Source organism: Pectobacterium carotovorum, assembly GCF_900129615.1.
GTDB classification, from domain to species: domain Bacteria; phylum Pseudomonadota; class Gammaproteobacteria; order Enterobacterales; family Enterobacteriaceae; genus Pectobacterium; species Pectobacterium carotovorum.
Window position 1 is genome coordinate 26,326 of the sequence record NZ_FQWI01000003.1, and the last position, 26,383, is coordinate 52,708.

At 53.7% G+C, this 26,383-nt stretch carries 22 protein-coding genes and 1 riboswitch; of the genes, 10 read left to right on the forward strand and 12 right to left on the reverse strand.

The window, feature by feature from the left end:
• Window positions 1–214: 214 nt before the first annotated feature.
• The 4 genes from BUB06_RS07200 to cysM all read left to right on the forward strand — a co-directional run bounded on the left by BUB06_RS07200 (window position 215) and on the right by cysM (window position 4,045).
• Window positions 215–1,243: a sulfate ABC transporter substrate-binding protein gene (locus tag BUB06_RS07200; RefSeq protein WP_010301371.1), complete on the forward strand. Its 1,029-nt coding sequence runs from the start codon at window positions 215–217 to the stop codon at window positions 1,241–1,243.
• Window positions 1,243–2,097, forward strand: coding sequence for a sulfate/thiosulfate ABC transporter permease CysT (cysT, locus tag BUB06_RS07205; protein ID WP_039472039.1), 855 nt, complete (start codon window positions 1,243–1,245; stop codon window positions 2,095–2,097). Before BUB06_RS07200 ends, cysT begins: the two co-directional genes overlap by 1 nt.
• Window positions 2,097–2,990 (forward strand): sulfate/thiosulfate ABC transporter permease CysW, encoded by an 894-nt coding sequence (gene cysW, locus BUB06_RS07210; protein WP_039472041.1) that lies wholly within the window; start codon window positions 2,097–2,099, stop codon window positions 2,988–2,990. The genes cysT and cysW overlap by 1 nt, the downstream gene beginning before the upstream one ends.
• A 173-nt stretch (window positions 2,991–3,163) precedes the next feature.
• Window positions 3,164–4,045: a cysteine synthase CysM gene (gene cysM / locus BUB06_RS07215; RefSeq protein WP_010301380.1), complete on the forward strand. Its 882-nt coding sequence runs from the start codon at window positions 3,164–3,166 to the stop codon at window positions 4,043–4,045.
• Between the two features lie 3 nt (window positions 4,046–4,048).
• On the opposite strand, the gene BUB06_RS07220 is transcribed toward cysM, so the two are convergent.
• Both BUB06_RS07220 and BUB06_RS07225 read right to left on the reverse strand, forming a co-directional pair.
• Window positions 4,049–6,001 (reverse strand): MacB family efflux pump subunit, encoded by a 1,953-nt coding sequence (locus tag BUB06_RS07220; RefSeq protein ID WP_039472043.1) that lies wholly within the window; start codon window positions 5,999–6,001, stop codon window positions 4,049–4,051.
• 3 nt (window positions 6,002–6,004) lie between these two features.
• Entirely contained in the window at window positions 6,005–7,204 is a 1,200-nt protein-coding gene (locus BUB06_RS07225) for an efflux RND transporter periplasmic adaptor subunit (RefSeq protein WP_039472044.1), read from the reverse strand.
• Between the two features lie 250 nt (window positions 7,205–7,454).
• On the opposite strand from BUB06_RS07225, the gene BUB06_RS07230 reads away from it, so the two are divergent.
• A complete protein-coding gene (locus tag BUB06_RS07230; RefSeq protein ID WP_010301386.1) occupies window positions 7,455–8,135 on the forward strand; it encodes a response regulator transcription factor in 681 nt (226 codons plus the stop codon).
• Window positions 8,135–9,502 (forward strand): ATP-binding protein, encoded by a 1,368-nt coding sequence (locus BUB06_RS07235; RefSeq protein ID WP_039472046.1) that lies wholly within the window; start codon window positions 8,135–8,137, stop codon window positions 9,500–9,502. The genes BUB06_RS07230 and BUB06_RS07235 overlap by 1 nt, the downstream gene beginning before the upstream one ends.
• A 65-nt stretch (window positions 9,503–9,567) precedes the next feature.
• Here the strand turns inward: BUB06_RS07235 and crr are convergent, their stop codons facing one another.
• The 5 genes from crr to cysZ form a co-directional block, all read right to left on the reverse strand.
• Window positions 9,568–10,077 carry a PTS glucose transporter subunit IIA gene (gene crr / locus BUB06_RS07240; protein ID WP_010284368.1) on the reverse strand — a complete coding sequence of 170 codons (510 nt, stop codon included), beginning with the start codon at window positions 10,075–10,077 and terminating at the stop codon, window positions 9,568–9,570.
• A gap of 148 nt (window positions 10,078–10,225) precedes the next feature.
• Window positions 10,226–11,953: a phosphoenolpyruvate-protein phosphotransferase PtsI gene (gene ptsI, locus BUB06_RS07245; protein ID WP_010301394.1), complete on the reverse strand. Its 1,728-nt coding sequence runs from the start codon at window positions 11,951–11,953 to the stop codon at window positions 10,226–10,228.
• 45 nt (window positions 11,954–11,998) lie between these two features.
• The gene (ptsH, locus tag BUB06_RS07250) at window positions 11,999–12,256 is read right to left on the reverse strand and encodes a phosphocarrier protein Hpr (protein WP_005971891.1); all 258 of its coding nucleotides are present in this window, start codon (window positions 12,254–12,256) and stop codon (window positions 11,999–12,001) included.
• A 431-nt stretch (window positions 12,257–12,687) separates the two neighbouring features.
• Window positions 12,688–13,656: a cysteine synthase A gene (cysK, locus tag BUB06_RS07255; protein ID WP_010301400.1), complete on the reverse strand. Its 969-nt coding sequence runs from the start codon at window positions 13,654–13,656 to the stop codon at window positions 12,688–12,690.
• Between the two features lie 162 nt (window positions 13,657–13,818).
• Window positions 13,819–14,646 carry a sulfate transporter CysZ gene (cysZ, locus tag BUB06_RS07260; RefSeq protein ID WP_010301403.1) on the reverse strand — a complete coding sequence of 276 codons (828 nt, stop codon included), beginning with the start codon at window positions 14,644–14,646 and terminating at the stop codon, window positions 13,819–13,821.
• Window positions 14,647–14,870: 224 nt separating this feature from the next.
• Between cysZ and zipA the strand changes: the two genes are divergently transcribed.
• Window positions 14,871–15,908, forward strand: coding sequence for a cell division protein ZipA (gene zipA / locus BUB06_RS07265; RefSeq protein WP_175552156.1), 1,038 nt, complete (start codon window positions 14,871–14,873; stop codon window positions 15,906–15,908).
• A 129-nt stretch (window positions 15,909–16,037) separates the two neighbouring features.
• Window positions 16,038–17,291, forward strand: a complete 1,254-nt coding sequence (gene yjeH, locus BUB06_RS07270; protein WP_039472050.1) for an L-methionine/branched-chain amino acid transporter — start codon at window positions 16,038–16,040, stop codon at window positions 17,289–17,291.
• A gap of 135 nt (window positions 17,292–17,426) precedes the next feature.
• Here the strand turns inward: yjeH and ubiK are convergent, their stop codons facing one another.
• Window positions 17,427–17,717, reverse strand: a complete 291-nt coding sequence (gene ubiK / locus BUB06_RS07275; protein ID WP_039472052.1) for a ubiquinone biosynthesis accessory factor UbiK — start codon at window positions 17,715–17,717, stop codon at window positions 17,427–17,429.
• Between the two features lie 180 nt (window positions 17,718–17,897).
• A riboswitch (FMN riboswitch) is annotated at window positions 17,898–18,075 on the forward strand.
• Window positions 18,076–18,202: 127 nt separating this feature from the next.
• Between ubiK and ribB the strand changes: the two genes are divergently transcribed.
• Window positions 18,203–18,856: a 3,4-dihydroxy-2-butanone-4-phosphate synthase gene (gene ribB / locus BUB06_RS07280; protein ID WP_010301415.1), complete on the forward strand. Its 654-nt coding sequence runs from the start codon at window positions 18,203–18,205 to the stop codon at window positions 18,854–18,856.
• A gap of 103 nt (window positions 18,857–18,959) precedes the next feature.
• Here the strand turns inward: ribB and tehB are convergent, their stop codons facing one another.
• The 3 genes from tehB to norV form a co-directional block, all read right to left on the reverse strand.
• Window positions 18,960–19,820, reverse strand: coding sequence for an SAM-dependent methyltransferase TehB (tehB, locus tag BUB06_RS07285; protein ID WP_039472054.1), 861 nt, complete (start codon window positions 19,818–19,820; stop codon window positions 18,960–18,962).
• 106 nt (window positions 19,821–19,926) lie between these two features.
• Window positions 19,927–21,078: an NADH:flavorubredoxin reductase NorW gene (norW, locus tag BUB06_RS07290; protein ID WP_039472056.1), complete on the reverse strand. Its 1,152-nt coding sequence runs from the start codon at window positions 21,076–21,078 to the stop codon at window positions 19,927–19,929.
• Between the two features lie 7 nt (window positions 21,079–21,085).
• Window positions 21,086–22,615, reverse strand: coding sequence for an anaerobic nitric oxide reductase flavorubredoxin (gene norV / locus BUB06_RS07295; protein WP_039472058.1), 1,530 nt, complete (start codon window positions 22,613–22,615; stop codon window positions 21,086–21,088).
• 165 nt (window positions 22,616–22,780) lie between these two features.
• On the opposite strand from norV, the gene norR reads away from it, so the two are divergent.
• Window positions 22,781–24,319, forward strand: a complete 1,539-nt coding sequence (gene norR, locus BUB06_RS07300) for a nitric oxide reductase transcriptional regulator NorR (protein WP_039472060.1) — start codon at window positions 22,781–22,783, stop codon at window positions 24,317–24,319.
• Between the two features lie 210 nt (window positions 24,320–24,529).
• Here the strand turns inward: norR and fumA are convergent, their stop codons facing one another.
• A complete protein-coding gene (gene fumA / locus BUB06_RS07305; RefSeq protein WP_039472062.1) occupies window positions 24,530–26,173 on the reverse strand; it encodes a class I fumarate hydratase FumA in 1,644 nt (547 codons plus the stop codon).
• Window positions 26,174–26,383 lie beyond the last annotated feature (210 nt).

The following is a 26,383-nucleotide window of genomic DNA, read 5'->3' on the forward strand; positions in this document are numbered from 1 at the left end:
TTCACCCTACTTTTTCTTCTCGTCTCGCTCGTTTCGGGGTTATGTCCTTTAGCGCTTAAAAATCCCGAAATGATATATATAAAGGTTATATGTTAACCGTCACTTCCCCCTACACTGATTGACGCTGACAAGCGCATTCGATTCAAAAAACGGCTATGTAACGGCTCCGACAACAAGGCCTACCGAATAGGCTCTAACTCTGACAGGACATAAGATGAATCAAGTACAGGTGAAAGGCTGGCTGGTGAAAGGTTCTCTGGCGCTGTCATTGCTGCTGGGCGGGCAGAGCGCTGTCTCTGCTACCGAGTTGCTGAACAGCTCTTATGATGTATCGCGTGAGCTCTTTGTTGCGCTCAATCCCGGCTTTGAAAAACAGTGGCTGTCGCAACATCCTAACGATCCGCTGACGATCAAACAGTCGCATGCCGGTTCATCTAAGCAGGCGCTGGCTATTCTGCAAGGCTTGAAGGCCGATGTCGTGACCTATAATCAGGTGACGGACGTCCAGATCCTTCACGACCGCGGGCAACTGATTCCGGCTGATTGGCAGACGCGTTTACCGAATAACAGCTCTCCATTTTACTCCACCATGGCCTTCCTGGTTCGCAAGGGCAATCCTAAAGGGATTCACGACTGGAACGACCTGGTGCGTGATGACGTTAAGCTGATTTTCCCGAATCCGAAAACCTCCGGCAATGCCCGCTATACCTACCTTGCCGCATGGGGCGCGACCAGCAAAGCCAACGGTGGCGATGAGGCCAAAACGCGCGAGTGGGTAAAGCGTTTTCTGGCGAACGTCGAGGTATTTGATACCGGCGGCCGTGGCGCAACCACCACGTTTGTGGAACGCCAGTTGGGCGATGTGCTGATTAGCTTTGAATCCGAGGTGAATAATATTCGCAACCAGTACGGCGCTGAGAACTACGAGGTGATCGTCCCGAAGGTCAACGTGCTGGCTGAATTCCCGGTGGCGTGGATCGATAAGAATGTCGAGAAGAACGGCACGGAGCAGGCGGCAAAAGCCTATCTGAATTATCTGTATAGCCCAGAGGCGCAGAAGGTGATCACCGACTTTTACTACCGTGTGAATAACCCTGAATTGACGCAAACGCTGAAATCCCGCTTCCCGGAGACCACTTTATTCCGAGTGGAAGATCAGTTTGGGGCGTGGCCACAGGTGATGAAAACCCACTTCGACACCGGTGGTGAACTGGATAAATTGCTGGCGGCTGGTCGTCAGTAATGTCTTTGGGGTCGGGTCACTTCTTTTCTGGTTCAGGTAAACGGGTGCTGCCGGGATTCGCGCTGAGTCTGGGTAGCAGCCTGCTGTTCGTCTGTCTGATTCTGCTGCTGCCCTTAAGTGCGTTGGTCATGCAACTCTCAGAAATGAGTCTGGCGCAGTACTGGACGGTAATCTCCAATCCGCAGGTGGTGGCGGCCTACAAAGTCACGCTCTTGGCGGCAGGGCTGGCGACGGTATTTAATGCCGGATTCGGTCTGTTAATGGCGTGGATTCTGACGCGCTATCGCTTTCCCGGCCGAGCCCTGCTGGATGGATTGATGGATTTACCCTTTGCGCTCCCTACCGCCGTGGCGGGGCTGACGCTGGCTGCGCTGTTTTCAACGACTGGCTGGTACGGCGCATGGCTGGCAGAGTACGGCATTAAGGTGTCGTATACCTGGCTGGGGATTACGGTCGCGATGGCGTTCACCAGCATTCCTTTTGTGGTGCGTACCGTCCAACCGGTGTTGGAAGATCTGGGATCGGAATACGAAGAGGCGGCGCAAACGCTGGGCGCGAATCGCTGGCAGTGTTTTCGCTATGTCATCTTACCGGAATTAACGCCGGCGCTACTAACGGGCACCGCGCTGTCGTTTGCCCGCAGTCTGGGCGAATTTGGTGCGGTTATCTTTATTGCGGGGAACATTGCCTGGCAAACGGAAGTCGTTTCGCTGATGATTTTTATCCGCTTGCAGGAGTTTGATTTCCCTGCTGCCAGCGCGATTGCCTCCGTCGTGTTAGCTGCGTCTTTATTGATACTGTTTGCCGTCAACGTGCTGCAAAGCCGTTTTGGTCAACGGACCCGGAGCGTGTAATGGCAGAGATACCGACTGTGACGCCGCAGCGTCAATCCCATCCGGGGCGGCAGGAACGTAACTGGGCGAGAGCGGCGTTGATTGCGCTGGGCGTGATATTATCGCTCATCATGCTGGTCATCCCCTTAGTGTCAATTTTTGCCGCTGCGCTGTCGCATGGGCTGGGGGGCGTCTGGCGTAACCTGAGCGATCCTGACATGCTGCATGCCATTGGCCTCACGCTGCTGGTGGTCGCGATTGTTGTACCGGTGAATCTAGTGTTTGGCACGCTGCTGGCGTGGCTGGTCACGCGCTTTCAGTTTCCGGGGCGGCAACTGCTGCTCACGCTGATCGACATTCCTTTTGCTGTTTCTCCTGTGGTGGCGGGTTTGCTGTATCTGCTCTTTTACAGCACTAACGGCCCGGTTGGCGGCTGGCTGGATGAGCAGGGGATACAGCTGATGTTTGCCTGGCCGGGCATTGCGCTGGTGACGATATTCGTGACCTGTCCGTTTATGGTCAGGGAGCTGGTTCCGGTGATGATGAGTCAGGGCAGTCAGGAAGAAGAAGCAGCAGTGCTGCTCGGTGCGTCAGGCTGGCAGGTGTTCTATCGGGTAACGCTACCGAATATTCGCTGGGCGCTGCTGTATGGCGTGGTGCTGACCAATGCCAGAGCGATAGGTGAGTTTGGCGCCGTGTCTGTGGTGTCAGGTGCGATTCGCGGTGAAACCTACACGCTGCCGCTACAGGTCGAATTGTTGCATCAGGATTATAACAGCGTGGGGGCGTTTACCGCTGCGGCGTTGTTAACCGTGATGGCGATATTGACGCTGTTCATCAAAAGCGCTTTGCAGTGGCGTGTGAAGCGGCAAATGGCGCAAGGGCGGGAACAGAATCCGCCTGAAAAGCAGTAAATTGAGATTGCTGACAAAATCAGATTTTAGGGGAAGCACAGGGATGAGGTTCCCGTAGGGATACCTCGCTCTGTGGTCGCCCGTGTATCTCGAATTAACCATCATGGGTTTGTCAGCAACGTTAATTTTATCGTTCACTCCGTAAGTGGGTGAGACTTTTTAGGACTCAACTTGTGACAACGCTTGAGCATTGTATTGGTAATACCCCGCTGGTGAAATTGCAGCGCATAACACAGGGGTTGAACAGTGAAATCTGGCTGAAGCTGGAAGGGAATAACCCCGCCGGTTCGGTAAAAGATCGGGCCGCGCTCTCCATGATCCAGCAGGCGGAGAATCGCGGTGATATCGCCCCCGGTGACCGGCTCATTGAGGCGACCAGCGGGAACACCGGCATTGCGTTGGCGATGATTGCGGCGGTAAAAGGTTACCGGCTGCGCCTGCTGATGCCGGACAACATGAGCTATGAACGCCAGACCGCGATGCGCGCGTATGGCGCGGAGCTGGTGTTGGTGAATCGCAAGCTGGGGATGGAAGGGGCGCGGGATCGGGCGAAACAGATGGTGCTGGCGGGAGAAGGGAAAACACTCGATCAGTTCAATAACCCAGACAATTCGCTGGCGCACTTTCTGACTACTGGCCCGGAAATCTGGCAGCAGACGGCGGGTAAGCTGACCCATTTTATTTCCAGTATGGGAACGACCGGCACCATTTCCGGCGTCAGCCGTTATCTGAAACAGCAGAATCCGGCAATTTGTACGGTGGGATTACAGCCTGCGGAAGGGAGTCACATTCCCGGTATTCGCCGCTGGACACCAGACTATATGCCAGGGATTTTCCGTGCCGATCTGGTCGATCGCATTCTGGATATGACGCAGGTGGACGCCGAGAATACGCTGCGACAGCTGGCGCGTCAGGAAGGCATCTTCTGTGGTGTCAGCTCCGGCGGTGCAGTGGCCGGTGCGTTGCGGATTGCGGCAGAAAATCCCGGCAGCGTGATTGTGGCAATCGCCTGCGATCGCGGCGATCGGTATCTGTCCACCGGGGTATTTGACTGACAGCTATTCCCGCTCCAGTGCGTGAATCGGTTCCATCCGTGCCGCGCGGCGGGCGGGGAAGAAGCCGAAGATAATACCGATCAGGCTGGAGCATAGGAACGCGGCAATAATCGAGGAACTGGAATAGATCATCGCGAAATTGCTGCTGAACTGTGCGAACAGCACGCCGATAGCCAGCGATAGCGCCACGCCGATGATGCCGCCGAACAGGCAAACCAGCACCGCTTCGATAAGAAACTGCTGCATGATATCGCTGGTACGTGCGCCAACCGCCATACGAACGCCGATCTCTCGGGTTCGCTCGGTGACGGATACCAGCATGATGTTCATTACACCGATACCGCCGACCAGCAGCGAAATCAGCGCGATCATCGACACCAGCAGCGTGAGCGTGGTGGTGGTTTTCTCGATCATCTGACGAATGCTATCCGTGTTCATGATAAAGAAATCTTTCGTCCCGTGCCGCTGCGTCAGCAGTGCAGTGATACTTTTCTCGGCGACGTTCATATCAATATTGTCTTTCACCCGCACCGTGATGCTTTTCAGGTAGGACTGCCCGACCATGCGCTTCATCACCGTCGTGTACGGCACCCATACGTTCAGGTTTTCATCGCTGCCGAAGCCACCCTGATTCTTGCTGACGACGCCGATAATCCGTACGGGCAGCGAGCCCAGCAGAATCACTTGCCCAATGGGATCTTCGCCGTGGGGAAAGAGCTTATCGCGCGTGTTTTTGTCAATCACGGCGTCCTGCTTCAGTTCATCGACGCTGCTGCGAGGGAAAAGCACGCCGCGTTGCAGAGTGTAGCCACGAACGGTGAAGAACTGCTCACCAACCCCGGAAATGCTGGCGGAAACGGCAATGTTGCCGTAGCGCATCGTTACGCTGGTTGAGATCGACGGCGTAACGCTATGCACGTAGGGCTGCTGCGTTAGCGGCTGAATATCGCTGGCTCGCAGCGTTTGGATGGCGCTGGCATCCATGTCGCCGAAGTCTTTGCCGGGGAAAATTTCTAGCGTGCTGGTGCCCATCGAGTTGATGTCGGCTAGTACTTGCTCCTGTGAGCCTTTTCCCAGCGCGACGACCGAGACGACAGACGCAATGCCGATGATGATGCCGAGCATGGTCAGAAAGGTGCGCATCCGCTGGGCGTTCATCGCCAGCAGCGCCATTTTAAACGCGTCGATAAAGCGATCTTTGAACTGATTCAAGGCGGACGTCGCTGGAGAGCTGGCGGCTTTCGGTGGCGGCTCTGTGGCCTCTTCGGGGCGCGTTTGTCGGTCGGCAATCACTTCGCCATCGCGCAGTTCGATGATGCGCTGAGCGTGTTCGGCAATCGTCATATCGTGGGTCACGATCACGACGGTATTGCCTTGTCTGTGCAGATCGCGAAGTATGCTCAGAACCTCGTTGCCGCTGTGGGTGTCCAGCGCACCGGTGGGTTCATCCGCCAGAATGATGCCGCCACCGTTCATCAGCGCCCGTGCGATACTCACGCGCTGCTGCTGGCCGCCGGAAAGCTGGCTAGGTCGATAGTGGAGACGATTTTCCAGCCCTAGCCGGGTTAGCAGCTCTGCCGCCCGTTGACGGCGTGCCAGCCGGCTCTTTCCTGCATAAATGGCCGGAACTTCAACATTTCCCAGTGCGCTGAGGTCGCCGAGCAGGTGATAGCGCTGGAAAATAAAGCCGAAATGCTCGCGGCGCAGTTCCGCGAGCTGGTCGTTGTCCAGTTTGCCAACGGCGCGTCCTGCCACCTGATAATCACCGGAGGACGGTTTATCCAGACAGCCGAGAATATTCATCAGCGTGGATTTTCCCGACCCGGACGCACCGACAATCGCCACCATCTCTCCCTGATTGATGGTCAGGTTGATGTCCTTGAGGACGGTGACGTCCTGTTCGCCGTTGGAAAAGCGGCGGGTAATGCCGGTTAGCTTAAGTAAGGATGTGGACATGCGTTACATCCCCATCGGCGGGCCGGGATGCGTAGACGCGGCATCACCGGACGATGGGCTGACAACCACCTGTTCCCCCACGCTGAGCCCCGAACGGATCTGGGTGCGCACGTTATCATTGAGGCCGAGCGTGACTAGACGCGATTCGACCTTCTTGTTCGCATTCACGACCTGCACGTACCACATGCCATCGCGCGAGGTTAACGCCGTCGCTGGAACGACAATGGCATTTTTCACCGAAGACAGCAGAATATACACCTGTGCCGTCATGGAAATGCGCAATACGCCATCAGGGTTCTTCACATCGAACAGGCCGTTGTAATAGATCGCGGTGCTGGACGATGAGCTGGTGCTGCTGCTCGAACTGGATGACGTTGTGGTCGAGTCCGTGTTGATGGAGTCTGGCGCGGGTTCAATCGAACTCAGCGTGGCTTCATAACGGTTATTCGGTTCGCCCAGAATACTGAACCACACAGGCATGCCGGTTTTTACCTTGACGACGTCGGCCTCTGAGATTTTCACCTTGATGGTCATGGTGTCCAGATTAGCGACTTTGGCGATGGTCGGCGTCGTCTGAATCGCGTTGACCGTTTGCCCAGCTTCAACAGGAATGGCCACCACGGTGCCATCCATCGGTGAACGAATTTGGGTGTATCCCAGATTAACCTTGGCGGTGTTGACGGTAATCTGTGCCTGAATGATTTGGGCGTCCAGCGCGTCGATGTTGGCTCGGGTGGCATCCAGCGTCGCTTTCGCGCTATCGTAGTCGGCCTGTGCGCCAACGCCACGTTTCATCAACATTTGCTGACGCTGCCAGCTTAATTCGTTATTACGCAATTCCGCCAGTTTGGCTGCTCGCTGCGCCTGAATATTTTTTAACGCCGCTTCACCGTTTTTTAGCGTGTCCTGCTGAGTGAGGTCATCAATCTCGGCGATCAATTGCCCTTTTTTCACCTTATCGCCGAGTTCGACGTGCAGCGCTTTGATTTGCCCTGAGGCCTGAGCACCGACGCTGACCAGCTTCTGTGCCTCAATTTTTCCGTCAGCAAGCACCGTTTGTTCGAGATCCGCAATCTCGGCGGCGGTGGTAAGCGTATTGGGCGTAGGCGATGGCTTGTTGAAAAACAGATGAAGAAGCACGGCAGCGGCGATAAGACCAAGCGCGATCGTCGTACGGCGTCGTGTAAAAAATCGTGATTGCATCAGGGGGAGTCGTCCTTAATGAATGCATCTGAACGGGAATAAATAACGCAGGTGAGTAATTTACCCCGAGTCCGTAAAGGTAGCGGTAATCTTTGCTGAAAGAAATGGTAAGGATTAAGTAAATCTGGCTGCGAATATTCACGCGAGGCCTGAGAATACATCATCTATACCTATCATACTTCAAGCTGCATGTGTGTTTCCTTCCCGCAACTCGAATACGTAGGGTATACCCGATTAATGAGGACAGGATATGAATATTTTACTGGTCGATGACGACGTAGAGCTGGGCGATATGCTCTGTGAGTATCTGAATGCGGAAGGGTTTTCGACCTCGCGGGTGCTAACGGGCAAAGAAGGCGTCGATGGCGCGACGTCGGGGGATTACACCGCGATGATTTTGGATGTCATGCTGCCCGATATGAGCGGGATTGACGTGCTGCGCCAGATTAGAAAAACCCAGCAGTTGCCCGTCATTATGCTGACAGCGAGAGGCGACAACATTGACAGAGTTATCGGTCTGGAAATGGGCGCGGATGACTATATGCCTAAACCTTGTTACCCGCGTGAGCTGGTGGCGAGACTGCGAGCGGTGCTACGCCGCTATGACGATCAGCCGAGTACAAAACGGGATGAGAGTCTGGCCGCCAGTGGCGATCTGGTGTTGAACCCTGCCACGCGCATCAGTGAATGGCGTGGGAAGCCGTTTGATCTGACGGCGTCTGAGTTTAATTTGCTGGAGCTGCTGCTGCGCTCCCCTGAACGGGTGGTGTCAAAGGATGAACTGTCCGAAAAATGCCTGGGGCGTCGCCGTGAGGCTTATGACCGCAGCGTGGACGTGCACATCAGTAATATTCGTCAGAAGCTCGGCGTCTTGCCGGGCAACACCATGACGATTGAAACCGTGCGCAGCGTGGGATACCGGATTCGCTGATGATGATTCGTGGACGACTTTTCTGGAAGATCTTGCTCGGGTTTTGGCTGACGTTTCTCGTCATGTCTCAACTGCTGTGGCTGGCTTTTTCTTTTTACGGCGAGCGCCATAAGCCGCTGGAAGAAATCGTGGTGTCGCGCATTGCGACGATGCAAACGGAGATGGTGGCTGCGGCGCTGCAACATGGCGGCTTGGGTGAACTGAACGATGTGATGTCGCTGCTGCCGCAGCAAGAGCAGCAATACATTTCCGTCACGGAATCACCGTTGCCGCTGTCCGATCAGGAGTTGGTTTCCGCCCCGCAGAACGCGTTGCTCGATGAGGCTTTTGCGCCGGATAAACGTGGCGCGCCGCGTGCCACGCATATTATCAAGCAGGTCAGCGGCCCTGCCGGAAAGTGGTATCAGATTCGTTATGACGCCGAGCTGCTGCGCAGCGAATTTCGTCCCCCTCGTCCAGTCGAATTTCTCAACGTGCCTGTACCGTTTGTGATCATTGCGGGGTTTGGTGGCCTGTTGTTCAGCTCGGTATTGGCATGGAGTCTGGCACGTCCGCTAAGTCAGATTCGTGCGGGGTTTGATCAGGTTGCGCAGGGCGATCTGAACGTGCGCCTGCTGCCGGTGATGCATAAACGTCATGATGAAATCAGCGATGTCGCGCGTGATTTCGATTCGATGGTTGAACGACTGGACAGTCTGGCCAGCGCGCGTGAACAACTGCTCCATGATGTCTCGCACGAGCTGCGCTCCCCGCTGGCGCGTTTGCAGCTTGCTATCGGGTTGATAAGGCAGAACCCGGACAATATAGAGAGTTCCTTGCAGCGAATTGAGCGTGAAGCCTTGTTGATGGATAAGATGATTGGCGAACTGCTGACGCTATCGCGCACGGAGCATTCCGGTATTGAGGAAGCCTATTTCGATTTACTGGGGCTGGTGACGGCCGTGGTCAACGATACTCGCTATGAAGCGCAGGTCACCGGCGTTGAAATCCTGCTGGCGGCGGATGAGGACGAAGACTACACGATTAAAGGCAACGCGGAGCTGATGCGCAGGGCAGTCGATAATGTGATGCGCAACGCGCTACGTTTTTCCGCCCCCACGCAGCAGGTTTCCGTGTCACTCATTGGCAATGAACATGAGTGGATGATTCAGGTTGCCGATCAGGGGCCTGGCGTGGAGAAAAGTAAGCTCTCCAGTATCTTCGATCCTTTCATTCGTGTTGATTCGCCGCTGTCTGGCAAAGGTTATGGGCTGGGGCTGGCGATTACCCGTAAAGTCGTGTTGGCGCACGGCGGGCATATTGAGGCGGATAATGGTGAGCAGTGCGGGTTAGTGATTCGCCTGTGCGTACCGCGCTGGAAAGCCTGAAACGAAAACGGCACCATCCGGGTGCCGTTTCGTGCAAACGTAGTAAACCATCCGTAGAAGGCGGCTTACTTTTTGATACGGATAACCGGCGTTTCACCGACAACAACCGTACCACTCAGTTTGGTCAATTCCTTGATTTCATCCATGTTGGAAATAACCACTGGTGTCAGAGTAGACTTCGCTTTTTCTTCCAGCAGAGCCAGGTCAAACTCGATAACGAGATCGCCTTTCTTCACACGCTGGCCTTCTTCGGCGATGCGCTTGAAGCCTTCGCCTTTCAATTCAACGGTATCAATACCAAAGTGCACAAACAGCTCAATGCCGCTGTCAGACTCGATGGAAAACGCATGGTTGGTTTCAAAAATCTTACCGATGGTGCCGTCTACCGGTGCGACAATCTTGTTGCCAGTTGGCTTGATGGCAATACCGTCACCGACGATTTTCTCTGCGAATACGACATCAGGAACGTCTTCAATATTGACGATTTCACCGGACAGCGGGGCAATGATTTCGATGCTGCCAGTGTCTTTTTTGTCGTCAGAAACCAGAGACTTCAATTTATCGAACAAACCCATGATTCTCTCCTAAGCATTAATATTGGGCCAGCGTATACCCTAATCTTTCAAGTTGGTGTGGCATTGGTTTTCTTCGCTACCCCGACTGCGAATCTATCGCCTGTCGGGGTGCTGATTGCCACCTTGAAACCTATTAGGTAAAGCAGAATCAGCAGAGCGTTTTTTCTTTAATAAAGCGGCTCACCAGATTGCTTAACTCTTGTGCTGTCGGTTGAGCGAGTGCTTGCTCCGCCAGCGCCTTCGCATCTTCGTAATTCGCATTACGGATGATTTTCTTGATGCTCGGGATAGAGATTGCACTCATGCTGAATTCGTCCAGACCCATTCCCAATAACAGTAGTGTAGCACGTTCGTCACCGGCGAGCTCACCACACATCCCTGTCCACTTGCCTTCGGCATGAGACGCGTCGATAACCTGTTTGATCAGGGTAAGGACAGCTGGGGACATCGGGTTATAGAGATGAGAAATCAGCTCATTACCGCGATCAACTGCCAGAGTATACTGGGTTAAGTCATTTGTCCCAATACTAAAGAAGTCGACTTCTTTGGCTAAATGTGGCGCGATAGCGGCGGCGGCAGGTGTTTCAACCATCACGCCGACTTCAATGCTTTCGTCGAAGGCTTTACCTTCTTCTCTCAGCTGTGCTTTCAGCATTTCCAGTTCGGCTTTCAGCTCACGCACTTCTTCCACGGAAATAATCATCGGGAACATGATACGCAGCTTGCCAAATTTTGATGCGCGCAGAATGGCACGCAGCTGAGCATGCAGGATTTCTTTACGATCCAGACAGATACGGATAGCACGCCAGCCAAGGAACGGGTTCTCTTCCTTCGGCAGATTCATGTATGGCAGATCTTTGTCGCCGCCGATATCCATGGTACGGACGATAACGGCCTGAGCGCCAACGGCTTCGGCAACCGCCTTATACGCCTGGAACTGCTCTTCTTCGGTAGGCAGCGAGTCACGATCCATGAACAGGAATTCGGTACGATACAGGCCGACACCTTCTGCGCCGTTACGCTCAGCGCCCGCGACATCGCGCACGGTACCGATGTTGGCACAGACTTCAACCTGATGACCGTCCAGCGTGATGGCTGGCAGATCTTTCAGCTTGGCCAGCTCATACTTTTCAGCGTGGTATTGCTGCTGAATAGCTTTTAATTCTTCAATTTTATCCGCGGTCGGATTCTGATAAATCTGGTTGTTTACGGCATCCAGAATCAGATAGTCGCCGTTTTTAACCTGCTGGGTCACATTGGTCGTGCCGACGATCGCAGGCAGTTCCAGCGAACGGGCCATAATGGACGTGTGAGACGTGCGGCCACCGAGGTCGGTGATGAAGCCCAGCACTTTGTCCAGATTCAGCTGCGCGGTTTCTGACGGCGTCAGATCCGTGGCAACCAAGATGACTTCATCCTGAATATCGCCCAGATCGACGATAGGCATATTGAGAATGTTTCTGAGCAAACGCTTCCCGATATCACGCATGTCCGCGGCGCGTTCTTTCAGATATTCATCATCAAGCTCTTCCAGTGCTTTAGCCTGGTTTTCGATGACGGAAAACGCAGCGGCGTCGGCGGAAGCATGTTCATCTTTAATCAGGGCTATGATTTCCTGCTCGAACTCTTCATCTTCCAGCAACATGATGTGGCCTTCGAAGATGGCTTCTTTCTCTGCACCCAGCGTCTCGCCCGCTTTCTTCTTGATAGCTTCCAACTGTGCGGATGCTTTGGAACGGCCAGTCAGAAAACGTTCAATTTCCTGCTCCACCTGATCCGCAGAGATTTTTTTCCGGTTGATGAGAATTTCATCTTCTTTCAGTAACAGTGCCTTACCAAAAGCAATACCCGGTGATACTAATATGCCTGAAATCATAACCCTACCTTACTCGATTCTGGTGTTCACTAAAAAACTCGTCGGTTACTCGAGCTCAGCCATCAGCTTGACCAGGTGTTCAACCGCTTTTTGTTCGTCTTCGCCTTCCGCAGCGATAGTAACCACAGTTCCTTGTGTTAAGCCGAGTGTTTGTAATTTGAACAGGCTCTTGGCGCTAGCGCTCTTGCCGTTGGACGTCACGGTGATTTCAGAGGTGAAGCCTTTGGCTTCTTTGACGAACTGAGCAGCAGGACGAGTGTGCAGGCCATTTGGTGCGGTGATAGTCACTTCTTGCTGGAACATGCTTTTTTCCCCAACTTATGGATTAGATTAATGTTGTGGAACTAAAGTTTAGTCGATTCACTGAACTTTAGCCTGTTTGGTTAGCTCCTGATTTATGTTACAGGGGCGGGCCACGATGCGACAAGAAAACCGTCAAACGTATTTCCTGAATAAAATACCATCAAACACCGCAGCTTCCGCTACCCATTATCTTAACCTCGGTCGCAAAACGGCGATGTGGGCTATCGTGCGCAGGGGAAAAGCATGTGACGGGGCGTGGTATTTGTCGGATATTAATTTCACGCATCAAAATAATTGTTCGGTTAAATACTAAACCTGATGTAGAAAAGCAATCCACATGTGGTGGAAAGTTTGAACTGTGCCACAAAAAAGCACCTAAATAGGTGCTTTTTTAACACATTGGTCACTTGTTGTTCGAGTGTGACCGGGGGTTATTGTTGCAGTTCCTGCTCGGTGAACAGGTCGGCAAAGAGTGCTGTGCTGAGGTAGCGTTCGCCGGAAGAAGGCAGAATAACGACGATAGTTTTATCTTCAAATTCTTTTTCTTTGAGCAAGTTCAGCGCTGCCGCAACGGCTGCACCGGAAGAAATACCGGCCAGAATGCCTTCTTCTTCCATCAAACGGCGCGCGGTGCCGATCGCTTCTTCGTTCGTCACTTTCTCTACACGGTCGATTAGTTTCAGATCCAGATTACCTGGAATGAAACCCGCGCCGATGCCCTGAATCTTGTGCGGGCCTGGTTTCAGCTCTTGGCCTGCCAGCGCCTGAGTGATCACCGGTGAATCGGTAGGTTCAACTGCCACGCTGATGATGGCCTTGCCTTTGGTGTTCTTGATGTAACGGCTCACGCCTGTCAGCGTACCGCCTGTACCGACGCCAGAGATAAAGACATCAACCTGACCGTCAGTATCTTCCCAGATTTCAGGGCCGGTGGTCTTTTCGTGAATTTCTGGGTTCGCTGGGTTGCTGAACTGCTGCAACAGCAGATAACGGCTTGGATCGCTAGCGACAATCTCTTCTGCTTTGGCGATGGCACCTTTCATGCCTTTTGCGCCTTCGGTCAGCACCAGGTTCGCACCCAGCGCTTTCAGCAGCTTACGACGCTCGATGCTCATGGTTTCTGGCATGGTGAGCGTAAGTTTGTAACCGCGAGCCGCCGCTACGTAGGCCAGCGCAATCCCTGTGTTTCCGCTGGTAGGTTCAACCAGTTCGATGCCGGGTTTGAGAACGCCACGCTTTTCTGCATCCCAAATCAGGTTGGAGCCGATACGGCATTTTACGCTGAAGCTGGGGTTGCGGGATTCCACTTTAGCGAGAATGCGTCCGTTGCCGATACGGTTCAGGCGAACCAGCGGCGTATGGCCGATTGTGAAAGAATTGTCTTCGTAGATCTTGCTCATAGCCTGTCCTTATAACTGTATGAAATTTTTGCGAACGTAGAGAGAATACCCGTTCACACTTTTCAGTGAAGTAAAGAATTGCTATATCGTTATGTTCTTAAGAAATATCTTTTCATTACAATAGAAAACACTGGCCGTTATCAGCCAGTGTTTACGGTCTTTTTATGGCGCTTTTTTCGGCAGGGTTGCTGACAGATCGCGATAACGATCCACCCACAGCTGCGTTGCACCACATACCGCGACGGGCATGATGACCAGATTCAAAAAAGGCACCAGCGTAAATAGACTGACCAAGGCGCCAAACTGCATATTGGCGACTTTATGGCGACGTAATGCCTGACGCATCGTGGCAAAGCCCACTTTGTGGTTATCAAAAGGATAATCGCAGTACTGAATCGCCAGCATCCACGCGCTGAACAGGAACCACAGCACCGGAGCGACAGTTTGTCCAATGCCGGGAATGAAATAGAGAAGTAGTAGCACAATCGCGCGTGGCAGGTAATACGCCAGCTTTTGGACTTCACGCTTCATGATGCGTGGGACGTCTTTGGCGATGCCGAGTATGCCGCTGTCCGGCAACGTTTGGCCGGTGAGTTTTGCTTCCAATTGTTCCGCCAACAAACCGTTAAACGGTGCGGCAATAAAATTGGCGATCGTACTGAATAGGTAGCTGAATACCAGCAAAATGGAGAGGACGGCCAGTGGCCAAATGAGGTAGCTGAGCCATTGCAGCCAGCTCGGAATGTGGCTCATGATCTGCGGAATCCAGTCATTCAACTGGGTGAAAAGCCACCAGAAAGCCCCGCCCATCAGGACGATGTTCATCAATAAGGGCAGAATAACGAAACGTCGGATGCCCGGCAGTGAGATCAGGCGCCATCCGGCAAGAAAATAGTGTATGCCGCTGCGAACCTGGCCTGCGGTATTGCCGTAAGACAATTTTCCGGAAGATGATGGTTTTTCTGAAGACGATGGTTTTTCTGAAGACATAGTGCCGATAGACTCAGTCATTTGTTTGTTGAGGCATCATATCGGGATGATCTTATGCTGACTAGCCCGTATTTGGATGAAAAAACAGCAAAAAAGTGCGTTGTATCTATCTTTATTGTCATAAAGTACCGTGCAGGCTTGCACTTGTGTACTCAGGCAAATAGAGTTAGTAGTATAGGTATTTGCCGTGGTGGCAATGTTTTGTTAGAACAATTGGGATAGCAATGATGCAGGACTTGCGTCTGATATTAATCGTTGTTGGCGCGATCGCTATAATAGCGCTGTTACTGCACGGCTTGTGGACTAGCCGTAAAGAGCGCTCGTCCCTTTTTCGTGACCGCCCGGTTAAACGTGCAAAAAAAGCGCGTGATGAAACGCCGCTTGACGATCTGGATGAAGGCGTTGGCGAAGTTCGCGTGAAGGGCGCCCGCCCGCAGCAGAGTGAGCCTTCATTTGGCAGCGCTTCACTTGATAACTCATCATTTGATAACGCGTCATTTGATAACTCCTCATTCAATAACCACAGTGCACGTGAAGACGCTCGTTCAGAGGCGAAATCGCCGTTCGAGCACCTGTCTCCCGTGTCTTCTTACGATCCGTTACTGGATGAAGCGACGCCAGTGGATTCTCCGCGTGCGCAAGTACGTGGCGATACTAACCCGCAGGTTGTCGTCCCTAGAGAAACCCCGATTTCTGAACCTAGCACTCCGCGTGAGCCGTTTGCGTATGATGCGCCAGCATCTGCTCCACAGCAGCCTGTCGCACATTCGCTGCATGAGAAAGTTCAGCCCGCGCCTGCACAGCCTCAGCAACCTGCTGAGCCCGTTGAACCCGCCGCGGCAAAAGAAGCGGTATTAGTGCTGCACGTTGTGGCGCATCAGGGCGGTGTCATTGGCGGTGAACTGCTGTTGCAAAGTCTGCTTCAGGCCGGTTTCCAGTTTGGTGAAATGAACATTTTCCATCGCCATGTGAACCCCGCTGGCGCAGGCCCGGTGTTGTTCAGTCTGGCGAATATGGTTAAACCCGGATCGTTTAATGTCGATGCGATGTCCGAATTCTCGACGCCCGGCGTGTCCATTTTCATGATGGTGCCATCTTATGGCGATGCCAGCCAAAACTTTAAACTGATGTTACAGTCTGCACAGCGTATTGCTGACGATGTTGGCGGTGTGGTGCAGGATGACGAACGTCGTATGATGACGCCGCAAAAGGTTGAATCCTACAAAGCCCGCATTCGCGATGTGCTGAAAGCCAACGCCTGATAGCACTATCTATGTGAAAGCATAAGTTTGCGAATGCAGTGGGTGAGAGAAGCCTCCGTTAGTGGAGGCTTTTTTTATTCTTCGATCTGGCCGTGCTGTGGTGTAAAAAGCAAGAAAAGGTGAAACGTAGTGAGTGAAGTAAAAGGATTAAAACAAGAGCTTGGCCTGATTCAGGGCGTGGGGTTGCTGTCTACTTCGCTGCTGGGAACTGGCGTATTTGCGGTTCCTGCGCTGGTCGCACAACTGGCACAGCAAGACAGCCTATGGGCGTGGCCGATCTTGATCCTGCTTGTTTTTCCTATCGCAATCGGCTTTGCCGCGCTGGGGCAACATTTTCCTAATGCGGGCGGGGCCGCGCACTTTGTTAACCTCGCTTTTGGGCCGCGCATGGCGCGGGTTACTGGTTGGCTATTCCTGTCCGTTATTCCGCTGGGGCTACCTGCCGCCTTGCAGATTGCCGCAGGGTTCTGGCAGGCGGCATTTGGCTGGAGCGATCTGGGGCTACTCTGCGTACAACTGCTGACGCTGGGCGGTATCTGGCTGCTTGGTCTGCGCAGTGCGGGATCCAGCGCCAATATTCAGATCGTTATCGCGATGCTGGTGGTGGGGCTGGTTGCCGCGATCTGGTGGCAGGGCGATATCACGCCCGCACACATTCCCTGGCCGTCGGTGAGTGAGCTGTCATGGTCTAACACCTTCGGCGCGCTGGCTGTGATGTTCTGGTGCTTCGTTGGTCTTGAAGCCTTTGCCCATATGGCGACGGAGTTTCGGGCGCCGGAGCGGGATTTCCCACGGGCTTTACTCATCGGCATGTTGGTCGCGGGTGCGGTGTATTGGGGATGTACGGTGGCAGTGCTGCATTTTAAAGCTTACGGAGAAGGCATTGCTGCAACGGCCTCACTGCCGGGCATCGTTGTGCAATTGTTTGGTCAGCATGCGCTGTGGATTGCCTGCTTTGTCGGATATCTGGCCTGCTTTGCCAGCGTGAATATCTACACGCAGGGCTTTGCCCGTTTAGTCTGGTCGCAGGCACCGAAAGGGAGTGCGCTGGCGAAGCTGTCCGCAGGGCAAGCGCCGGTGAATGCGCTGTCGGTTGTGGTGGCCTGCTGTCTGGTGTGCTGCCTGTTAATTTATTGGCTTAGGTTGCCGCTGGATATGCTGATTGTGTACGCGAACGGCATCTTCGTTCTGATTTATCTGCTGTGTATGCTGGCGGGGTGGCGTTTGCTGAAAGGGCGCGCCAAAGTGATGGCGGCAATCGGCGGCCTGCTCTGCTGTGCGCTGTTGCTGATGATCGGCTGGAAATCGCTGTATGCGTTAATCATGCTGGCCGTGCTGTGGCTGTTCCTGCCACGTAAGCAGGTCGAACTGGTTTCCCACTGAGCCGTTTATTCTGAATGCCGCGACGTGAAATCTGTGTTTCTGAGGGTTGTCGCTGGTGCAGAGTAGGGAATCGAGCAACGCCCTGATTAGGGCGTTGTATCGCGATGATGACGAGCTGTTGTGATGAGACGAGTGTTATGACGATTGGTCGTTTTCCGGCGCTGCGGCGGGCTTTTCTTCCGTAGACAGTTTCGCTTCCAGCTCGGTCATACGCTGTTCCAGGCGAGCAATCTTCTCGCGCGTGCGGAGCAGAACCTGCGTCTGAATATCGAACTCTTCACGGTTCACCAAATCCAACCGGGTCAGCTGTGCCTGCAAGACCTGACGAATCTTTTTCTCCACATCATCACCCAATTCCCGGATACCTTTTGGCATAGATTCATGCACTTGACGGGCGATTTGCTCAATCTTCTTTGGGTCAATCATGTCGCTTTCCTGATTAGGTTATGTAAGTTATTACTATAGCAAGTGTAATGGGTATAAATAAAATCTGACATCGGCTTTGCACATATTCAGCATAATTTTACTGTAATACAGCAGACGTTTTGCCCTATTTCCTGTGGCGGATCAATTGCCCTATCGAGGTATTAGCGTTATAGTAAACCCACTTATTCTCAGGGCGGGGTGTAATTCCCCACCGGCGGTAAACCAGTACACATACTGGAAGCCCGCGAGCGCTCTCGCTGTTTTCTCCGATAGTAATTATCGAGTTCGCAGCGTGGGGTCAGCAGATCCGGTGTAATTCCGGGGCCGACGGTTAAAGTCCGGATGGGAGAGAGTAACGGTATCTGTCGAGCTATATGCTCGCTCGCGTTATTTTTGTTAGCTATTACTATGCAACCAGTAGTAATGGTTACTCCTCAAGCTCGCCCTGATTCTGGTAATCCATAATAACATTGAGGTTTTTTACCATGAATCAGACATTACTTTCTGAATTTGGCAATCCTACTGAACGCGTAGAACGCGCACTTGATGCATTGCGTCATGGCCGCGGCGTGCTGGTGTTGGATGATGAAGATCGTGAAAACGAAGGTGACATGATCTTTTCTGCTGAAAATATGACCGTTGAACAAATGGCGCTGACGATTCGTCACGGTAGTGGCATCGTGTGCCTGTGCCTGACGGAAGAGCGTCGCCAGCAGTTGGAATTGCCGATGATGGTGGAGAAGAACTCCAGCCATTACCAAACGGCGTTCACCGTGACGATCGAAGCCGCCGAAGGCGTGACAACGGGCGTTTCCGCTGCCGACCGCTTGACTACCATTCGTGCCGCGATTGCGGATAACGCTAAGCCAAGCGATCTGAATCGCCCTGGTCACGTATTCCCGCTGCGCGCCCAACCGGGTGGCGTGTTAACGCGCGGTGGTCACACTGAAGCGACGGTTGACCTGATGACGCTGGCGGGCCTGAAGCCGTCTGGTGTTCTGTGTGAACTGACGAACGATGACGGTTCAATGGCGCATGCGCCGGAAGTGATCGAGTTTGCCAAACAGCACGACATGCCAGTGCTGACGATTGAAGATCTGGTCGCTTACCGCATCGCGACAGAGCGCAAAGCCAGCTGATGCATGCAGCGTATAGAGAAATAAAAAGGGCCGAGTAATCGGCCCTTTTGTATTTTATGTCTTATTTTTTAATTGATTAGGTTTTCTGACGGCTAACCTGTGCTTACGGCTTTCTTGCCAGCAGCGTGGCGAAGCGCAGTTTGATGCGGTTACCCTGCGCGTCGGTCTTGTGTAGTTCGCCCATATCCTCGTTATATTTGAGGATCTCCCAATCGGCGTAATAGTTCTTTAGTTCGCCTTCTTTAAAGGTAAACGAGAAGGGCATTTGGCACGGGCAATCTTCCGTCGACATCGCAGCGATAATCAGGTTATAGCCGCCGTTAACGGTGCTGTCCTGCATATTGCTGATGATGTGCGGAATACGATCGCGTTCCAGGAACATCAGCACGACGGTCGACAGGATAAAGTCGTACTGTTCTTTGATTTCCGCCAGATTGATGTTGTAAACGCCAGCCCGGATGTTTTCCAGCGCTTCGCTCTTGATGATGTTATTCAGCGAATCAATGCTTTGCTCATGCTTGTCACAGGCCGTGACGTCAAAACCACGCAGATTCAGATACAGCGCGTTGCGCCCGCCGCCGCAGCCTAAATCCAGCGTTTTGCCCGGTTTGATGTGCTGCACTGCGTTGATCACTTCGGAATGGGTGCGCGTCAGACCGTATTTTTTATGATAGAAATCTTCCGCCGAACAGAAAAAGCTGAGCTGACATTCCAGATCGTCAGAGAACGAGACGATGCGGTGCCACGCCTGCGGTTCAACAAACGGCGGCTGGTTTTGCTCGGAGAACTGGAATGTCTCCAGCGTATCGCCGTCTTCGGTCAGCATGGAGAAGGTCATTTCCCCTTTCAACACGGTCAGTTTCGCCCAGGTGCCTTCCTGCGTGTTGTGCTTTTCCTGAAACGCGGCAGGCAGCGTCTGGCTGTTCCACTGCGGCATCTTCTTATAACAAATGAGATCTTGCATCGTTACCTCGGTCTGTAAATTCTAAAAGCAATAGCCGTATTCTATTAATCCGCACGCAGGCTGACCAGAAAATATGTATTTTAAATGCATTATTTATTTTGCTGTGTCAGGCCGTGGTTGAACTCACGGTGGAAAGCTGCCGCAGCAGCGGAAATGCCTCTTTCATCCGCTCACCGCCGACCACAAAGGCGCGCAGCATTTGCTGACCATCCAGCGCTTTAGCCACCATCCCCTGTTCATTCCATTCCTGCTGCCAGTGCAAATCACCGCCAGTGGCATCGCCTGCCATCTGTAAGGGAAACAGCGGCGTCTTGATTTTAACCAGCATCGGCGGCAGCGTTAGCGTCTCGCTGGCACCCAGCAGGTTTTTCGCCAGCGTAATCGCGCTGAGTTGAATCGGTTGCAGGAAGGGCAGGAGCTTGCCGCCAATCTCCGCGCAGTCGCCCAGCGCATAAATCTGTGGATCGGTGGTCTGTAACTGCGCATTGGTCTGAATGCCTTTCTGCACAGCCAAACCTGCCGCTTTTGCCAACTGTGTGTTGGCCTGCAAACCGATAGCAGAGAGGATTTCGTCCACTTCGACAGCACGGCCATCGATAAATGTAGCCTGTACGCCAGTTTCGGTTTTCTCCAACTGTTGCAGGGTCGTGTTCAGCAGCAGCGAAACGCCCTGCTGCGTTAGCGTGAATTGCAGGCGCGCGCTGACTTCGGGCGGCATCAACGCGGGCAGAATGCTGTTGGCGCAGTCTACCAGCGTGACCCGTTTTCCAGCGCGTCCCAAATCCATTGCCAGCTCGGTTCCGATGAGTCCGGCACCGAGCACCAGCACACGTTCGGCTTGCCAGAGTCGGCCTTCGTGGGCGCGGTATTCCTGCTGACTATTGAGCGTCAGCATATGTTCGCGTCCCGGAATCGGCGGCACCATCGCGCTGGCTCCGGTTGCGAACACCAGTTTGTGGTAATCGTAACGATCCGTGCCGCAGATGACCTGTTGTGTATTGCGGTCGATGACGGTGACGCGCGTATTGGCCAGCAGCGTGATACGGTTTTCTTCGGCAAACGCGGCTGCCGACAGTTTGGTCAGATCGTCGGCGTGCTGTTGCAGGCTCATCACATGGCTTAAATCCGGCTTGTTGTACTCATCGCCGCTGTCGGCGGTAATCAGGCGGATAGCGCAGTGAGCATCCTGCTTGCGCAGTTGTCGGATGAGCTGGCGGGCGGCAAAGCCCGCGCCAATAATCACGATATCTTTCATCATCCTCTCCCTAGCGAATCGGATTGAAAACGTCTTTACCCAGCCCACATTCTGGGCAGAGGAAGCTGTCTGGTACGTCCGACCACATGGTGCCAGGGGTGACATCCTGCATCGGTTCGCCGAGCGCCGGATCGTAGATCCACTGGCAGACGCTGCACACCATACAACCGTTTTCTGACTGTACCGCTGGCTGTGCGGTTGACTGTGGCGCAGCGACTTCATTGCATCCGCAGGCGCTCTCGGCTGGGGCGCTCACATTCTGCGGGGCGGTGGTGGTTTGCGGTGCCGCAGCGGTCTGTTTTACGGGCGAGATGACGCGTCGGGCAGGCGTGTCATCCAGCGGATGCAATGCCCACTGACGGGCGATTTCGCGGCCGTGGTTGCGGCAAATTTCCAGCGCTGAACCATCAGGACGCCATTTGGTTTTCAGCGCCAGCGTCGTTTCAAAACCAGCATCCATCAGACGAGTTTGAACGCGGTCCACTGCACCGCCGTTCCAGCCGTAGCTGCCGAACGCCGAGGCTTTCTTGTTTTGGAAACGCAGGCCGGTGATCTCTTCCAGCATGGCGGCGACCTTCGGCATCATCACGTTATTCATGGTGGATGAACCGACTAACACACCTTTCGAGCGGAAGACCTGCGTCAGGATTTCGTTTTTATCGTGACGAGCGACGTTATAAATTTTTACCGCTACGCCGGGATCGACATCGTTGATGCCTTGCGCAATGGCGTCGGCCATCATGCGGGTGTTATTGGACATGGTGTCGTAAAACAGCGTGATGCGATCTTCCTGATAACTGTCCGCCCACTTCAGATACAGGTGGATGATCTGGGTTGGATCGTCACGCCATACCACGCCGTGTGAGGTCGCCACCATCGACAGCGGCAGGTTGAAGCCCAGCACTTCGTGGATCTTTGCGGTCACCAAGCGGCTGAACGGCGTCAGAATATTGGCGAAATAGCGTTGGCACTGTTCGAACAGTTCTGTTTGATCGACTTCATCATTGAACAGGTGTTCATCGCAATAGTGCTGACCGAACGCATCGTTACTAAACAGCACGGCGTCCTCGGTCATGTAGGTCATCATACTGTCCGGCCAGTGCAGCATTGGCGTTTCGATAAAGATCAGCTGTTTGCCGTTGCCGATATCCAGCGTGTCGCCGGTTTTGACCGTGTGGAAATTCCACTCAGGGTGGTGATGGTGACCGGTAATGGAATCGATCGCATTGTGGGTACAGTAAATCGGCGTGTTGGGAATACGCGCCATCAGCTCTGTCAGCGCCCCGGCGTGATCCTCTTCGGCGTGGTTGATCACGATGTAGTCAATCGTGTTCAGATCCACTTCCGCCATCAGATTCTGCACAAACTCACGACTGAATTTGTGATCGACGGTATCGATCAGCACGGTTTTCTCTTCGCGGATCAGGTAGCTGTTGTAGCTACTGCCTTGCAGCGTTTTGTATTCGGTGCCGTGAAAATCACGGACTTCCCAGTCGCGTTGTCCAACCCAGTGGATATTGTTCTTAACGTGAATTGTCATGTTCTGAAACCTCAGTAGTCATAGTCGGGGATATGCTGTAGAGATTGCAGGAAGTGTGCCAGTTTTTAATATATTGATTTATATAGTTTTAATAAAACGTCATTGTCAAAATGACATTGCTGTTCTATTGTCGTAATGACACAGTCTCTGTCATTAGGACACACCATGACGCTCTCTATTAACGCCCTTGCTCGTATTGCTATCGAACTGCAAATGGGGCTATCAAATCAGGATCGTTTCCAGCGCTTAATCAACAGCCTGCGCCAGCTGCTGCGCTGCGATGCCTCGGCGCTGCTGCGTTACGAGAATCAGCTGTTCCGTCCGCTGGCGATCGACGGTCTGGCGCCGGACGTGCTGGGGCGACGCTTTCGTCTGTCCGATCATCCCCGTTTGGAGGCGATTGCCCGCGCGGGCGACGTGGTGCGCTTTCCGGCGGACAGCCAGCTTCCCGATCCGTATGACGGTCTGATCCCCAGTCAGGAAGATCTTAAGGTGCATGCCTGCGTTGGCCTGCCGCTGTTTGCCAATCAGAACCTGATCGGCGCGCTGACCGTGGACGGCATGGATCCGTGTCAGTTCGACCATTTTAGCGATGAAGAACTGCGGCTGGTGGGGGCAATGGCGGCGGCAGCGCTGAGTAACGCGTTGCTGATGGAACGTCTTGAGCGGCAGTTGCCCGCGCCGGTGCGTGCTGAAAGTCCGGCGGCGGAAAGCGTGGATGAAATGGTTGGACTGTCGGAACCGATGCAGCGGCTGAAGAAAGAGGTCGATATCGTCGCGGGTTCCGACCTGAACGTGCTGATCATGGGGGAAACCGGCGTCGGTAAAGAGCTGGTGGCGCGGGCGATTCATCGCGGTTCCAGCCGGGCAAGTCATCCTCTGGTGTACCTGAACTGCGCCGCGCTGCCTGAGTCGGTAGCGGAGAGTGAGCTGTTTGGTCATGTTAAGGGCGCGTTTACCGGAGCGATCCATCATCGAACCGGCAAGTTTGAAATGGCGGATAACGGCACGCTGTTTCTGGATGAGATTGGCGAACTGTCTCTGACGCTACAGGCGAAGCTGCTGCGCGTATTGCAGTATGGCGATCTCCAGCGCGTGGGCGATGACAGTAGCCTGAAAGTGAATGTGCGCGTGCTGGCGGCGACCAACCGCGATCTGCGGCAGGCGGTGCTGGATGGCGCTTTCCGTGCCGATTTGTTCCACCGTCTGAGCGTGTTCCCGCTTTCCGTACCGCCGCTGCGCGAGCGCAGTCAGGATGTGGCGTTGTTGGCAGGATTCTTCTGTGAACGCAGTCGCGTGCAGCTGGGGCTGGCGCGTCTGGCGTTGACGGCCGACGCGGGGGCGCTACTGGAACAATACGACTGGCCGGGGAATGTGCGCGAGCTGGAACACGCCATTTACCGCGCTACCGTGCTGGCGAGAGCAGGGCAGGAATCGGGCGAGGTGCTGTTGGGGCGTGAGCATTTCAATCTTGAACTTCCCGCTCAACCTGCTCATTCCGCCACGGGATCGTCGAATGCTATCGAGATAGAGCCAGCGTATTTCATCAGCGGCGGCCTGCGAGAAGCAACGGACGACTATCAGCGTCGGGTCATCCAACAAACGCTGACGCGCCATGAGGGTAACTGGTCATCCTGCGCCAGAGAACTGGAAATGGACAGCGGCAACCTGCACCGTCTGGCGAAGCGGTTAGGCATCAAATAAAAAACGCCCCGAAAATCGGGGCGCTTTAGACCGTAGACAAACCTATTTACCGAACGAAAACGGGAGTAACGGAATAGAAGAGTAAAGCGTTTGCGCCATGGATGGCGCAAGCCGAGCGCACATGGACGTGTTTACAGCGACTTTACGATCTATCCGTTACTCCCGCTCAACTGGCGTTAGCTACTAACCTCTAATTACTACAGGACTTAGTTAACCGCATTTCACGCACTTGGCGCTCTGAATCACCTGGAAGAAATCGTTGCCTTTATCATCGACCAGAATAAAGGCGGGGAAATCTTCGACTTCGATTTTCCAGATAGCTTCCATACCCAGTTCAGGGTACTCGACGCAGGTCAGGCTCTTGATGCTGTTCTGCGCTAGAATCGCTGCCGGGCCGCCGATGCTGCCGAGGTAGAAGCCACCGTGTTTATGGCACGCGTCGGTCACCTGCTGGCTGCGGTTGCCTTTCGCCAGCATGATCATGCTGCCGCCGTTGGCTTGCAGTAAATCGACGTAGGAATCCATGCGGCCAGCGGTGGTCGGGCCTAACGAGCCGGACGGGTAGCCTTCTGGTGTTTTCGCCGGACCCGCGTAGTAAATCGGGTGATCTTTGATGTACTGCGGCAGGCCTTCGCCGTTATCCAGACGTTCCTTCAACTTGGCGTGAGCAATGTCACGGCCCACGATGATGGTGCCGGTCAGGGAAAGACGGGTGGATACCGGATACTGCGACAGCGTTTTCAGAATCTCGGCCATCGGACGGTTCAGGTCGATTTTAACTGCATCGCCTTCGCCCGTTTCACGCAGGTGCTCAGGGATATATTTGCCCGGATTCTGCTCTAACTGCTCCAGCCAGACGCCCTTGCGGTTGATCTTGCCTTTGATGTTACGGTCAGCGGAGCAGGATACGCCCATACCGACGGGGCAAGAGGCACCGTGGCGCGGCAGGCGGATAATCCGCACGTCGTGTGCAAAGTATTTCCCGCCAAACTGTGCGCCCAGACCCAGATCGCGCGCGGCTTCCAGAATCTCCTGCTCCAGCGCGACATCGCGGAACGCCTGACCGTGCTCGTTGCCCTCGGTCGGCAGTTCGTCGTAGTACTTGGTCGACGCCAGCTTAACGGTTTTCAGCGTGGTTTCTGCCGAGGTGCCGCCAATGACAAACGCGATATGGTACGGCGGACATGCCGCGGTACCCAGCGAGCGCATTTTCTCGATCAGGAAGCTCTTCAGTTTACCCGGCGTCAGCAGCGCTTTGGTTTCCTGATACAGGTAGGTTTTGTTGGCTGAACCGCCGCCTTTGGTGACGAACAGGAATTTATAGTCTTCGCCCTCAGTACTGTAGAGGTCAATCTGAGCGGGCAGGTTAGTGCCAGTGTTGACCTCTTTGTACATATCCAGCGCGGCGTTCTGTGAGTAGCGCAGGTTGTCTTCAATGAACGTGTTGTACACGCCTTTGGACAGCGCTTCGGCATCGTTACCGCCAGTCCAGACGTTCTGGCCTTTTTTACCGACGATGATCGCTGTACCGGTATCCTGACAGGTCGGCAGGATGCCCTTGGCGGAAATCTCTGAGTTGCGCAGGAATTGCAGGGCAACGTATTTATCGTTTTCGCTGGCTTCCGGGTCGTGAAGAATATCGGCAACTTGCTGCTGGTGAGCGGGGCGGAGCATGAAAGAGGCATCGTGGAAGGCTTGCTGGGCCAGAAGGGTCAACGCGGCTGGATCGATCTTCAGGATGTCCTGACCTTCAAACTGTGCGACAGAGACAAAGTCGCTGCTCAACAGGCGATATTCGGTATCATCTTTACTGAGTGGAAAAGGATCTTGGTAATAGAAGGGTTTATTCGACATTTTTTTCTCACTTGCAATTGCATCAATTAGTAAATTTTCACCTTATAGGATTCAGCATCTTATTATTAAGGCGTATTACCGCAGCACTACAGGGATGTCTCGAATACAAAAGTAGTAATCACCATAATAGTATGGTTTTTTGTCGGGAAGTACTACTTTGGTACATCACAATAATAATGATGTCGTGCATTATTTTTTCTGTGACAGACG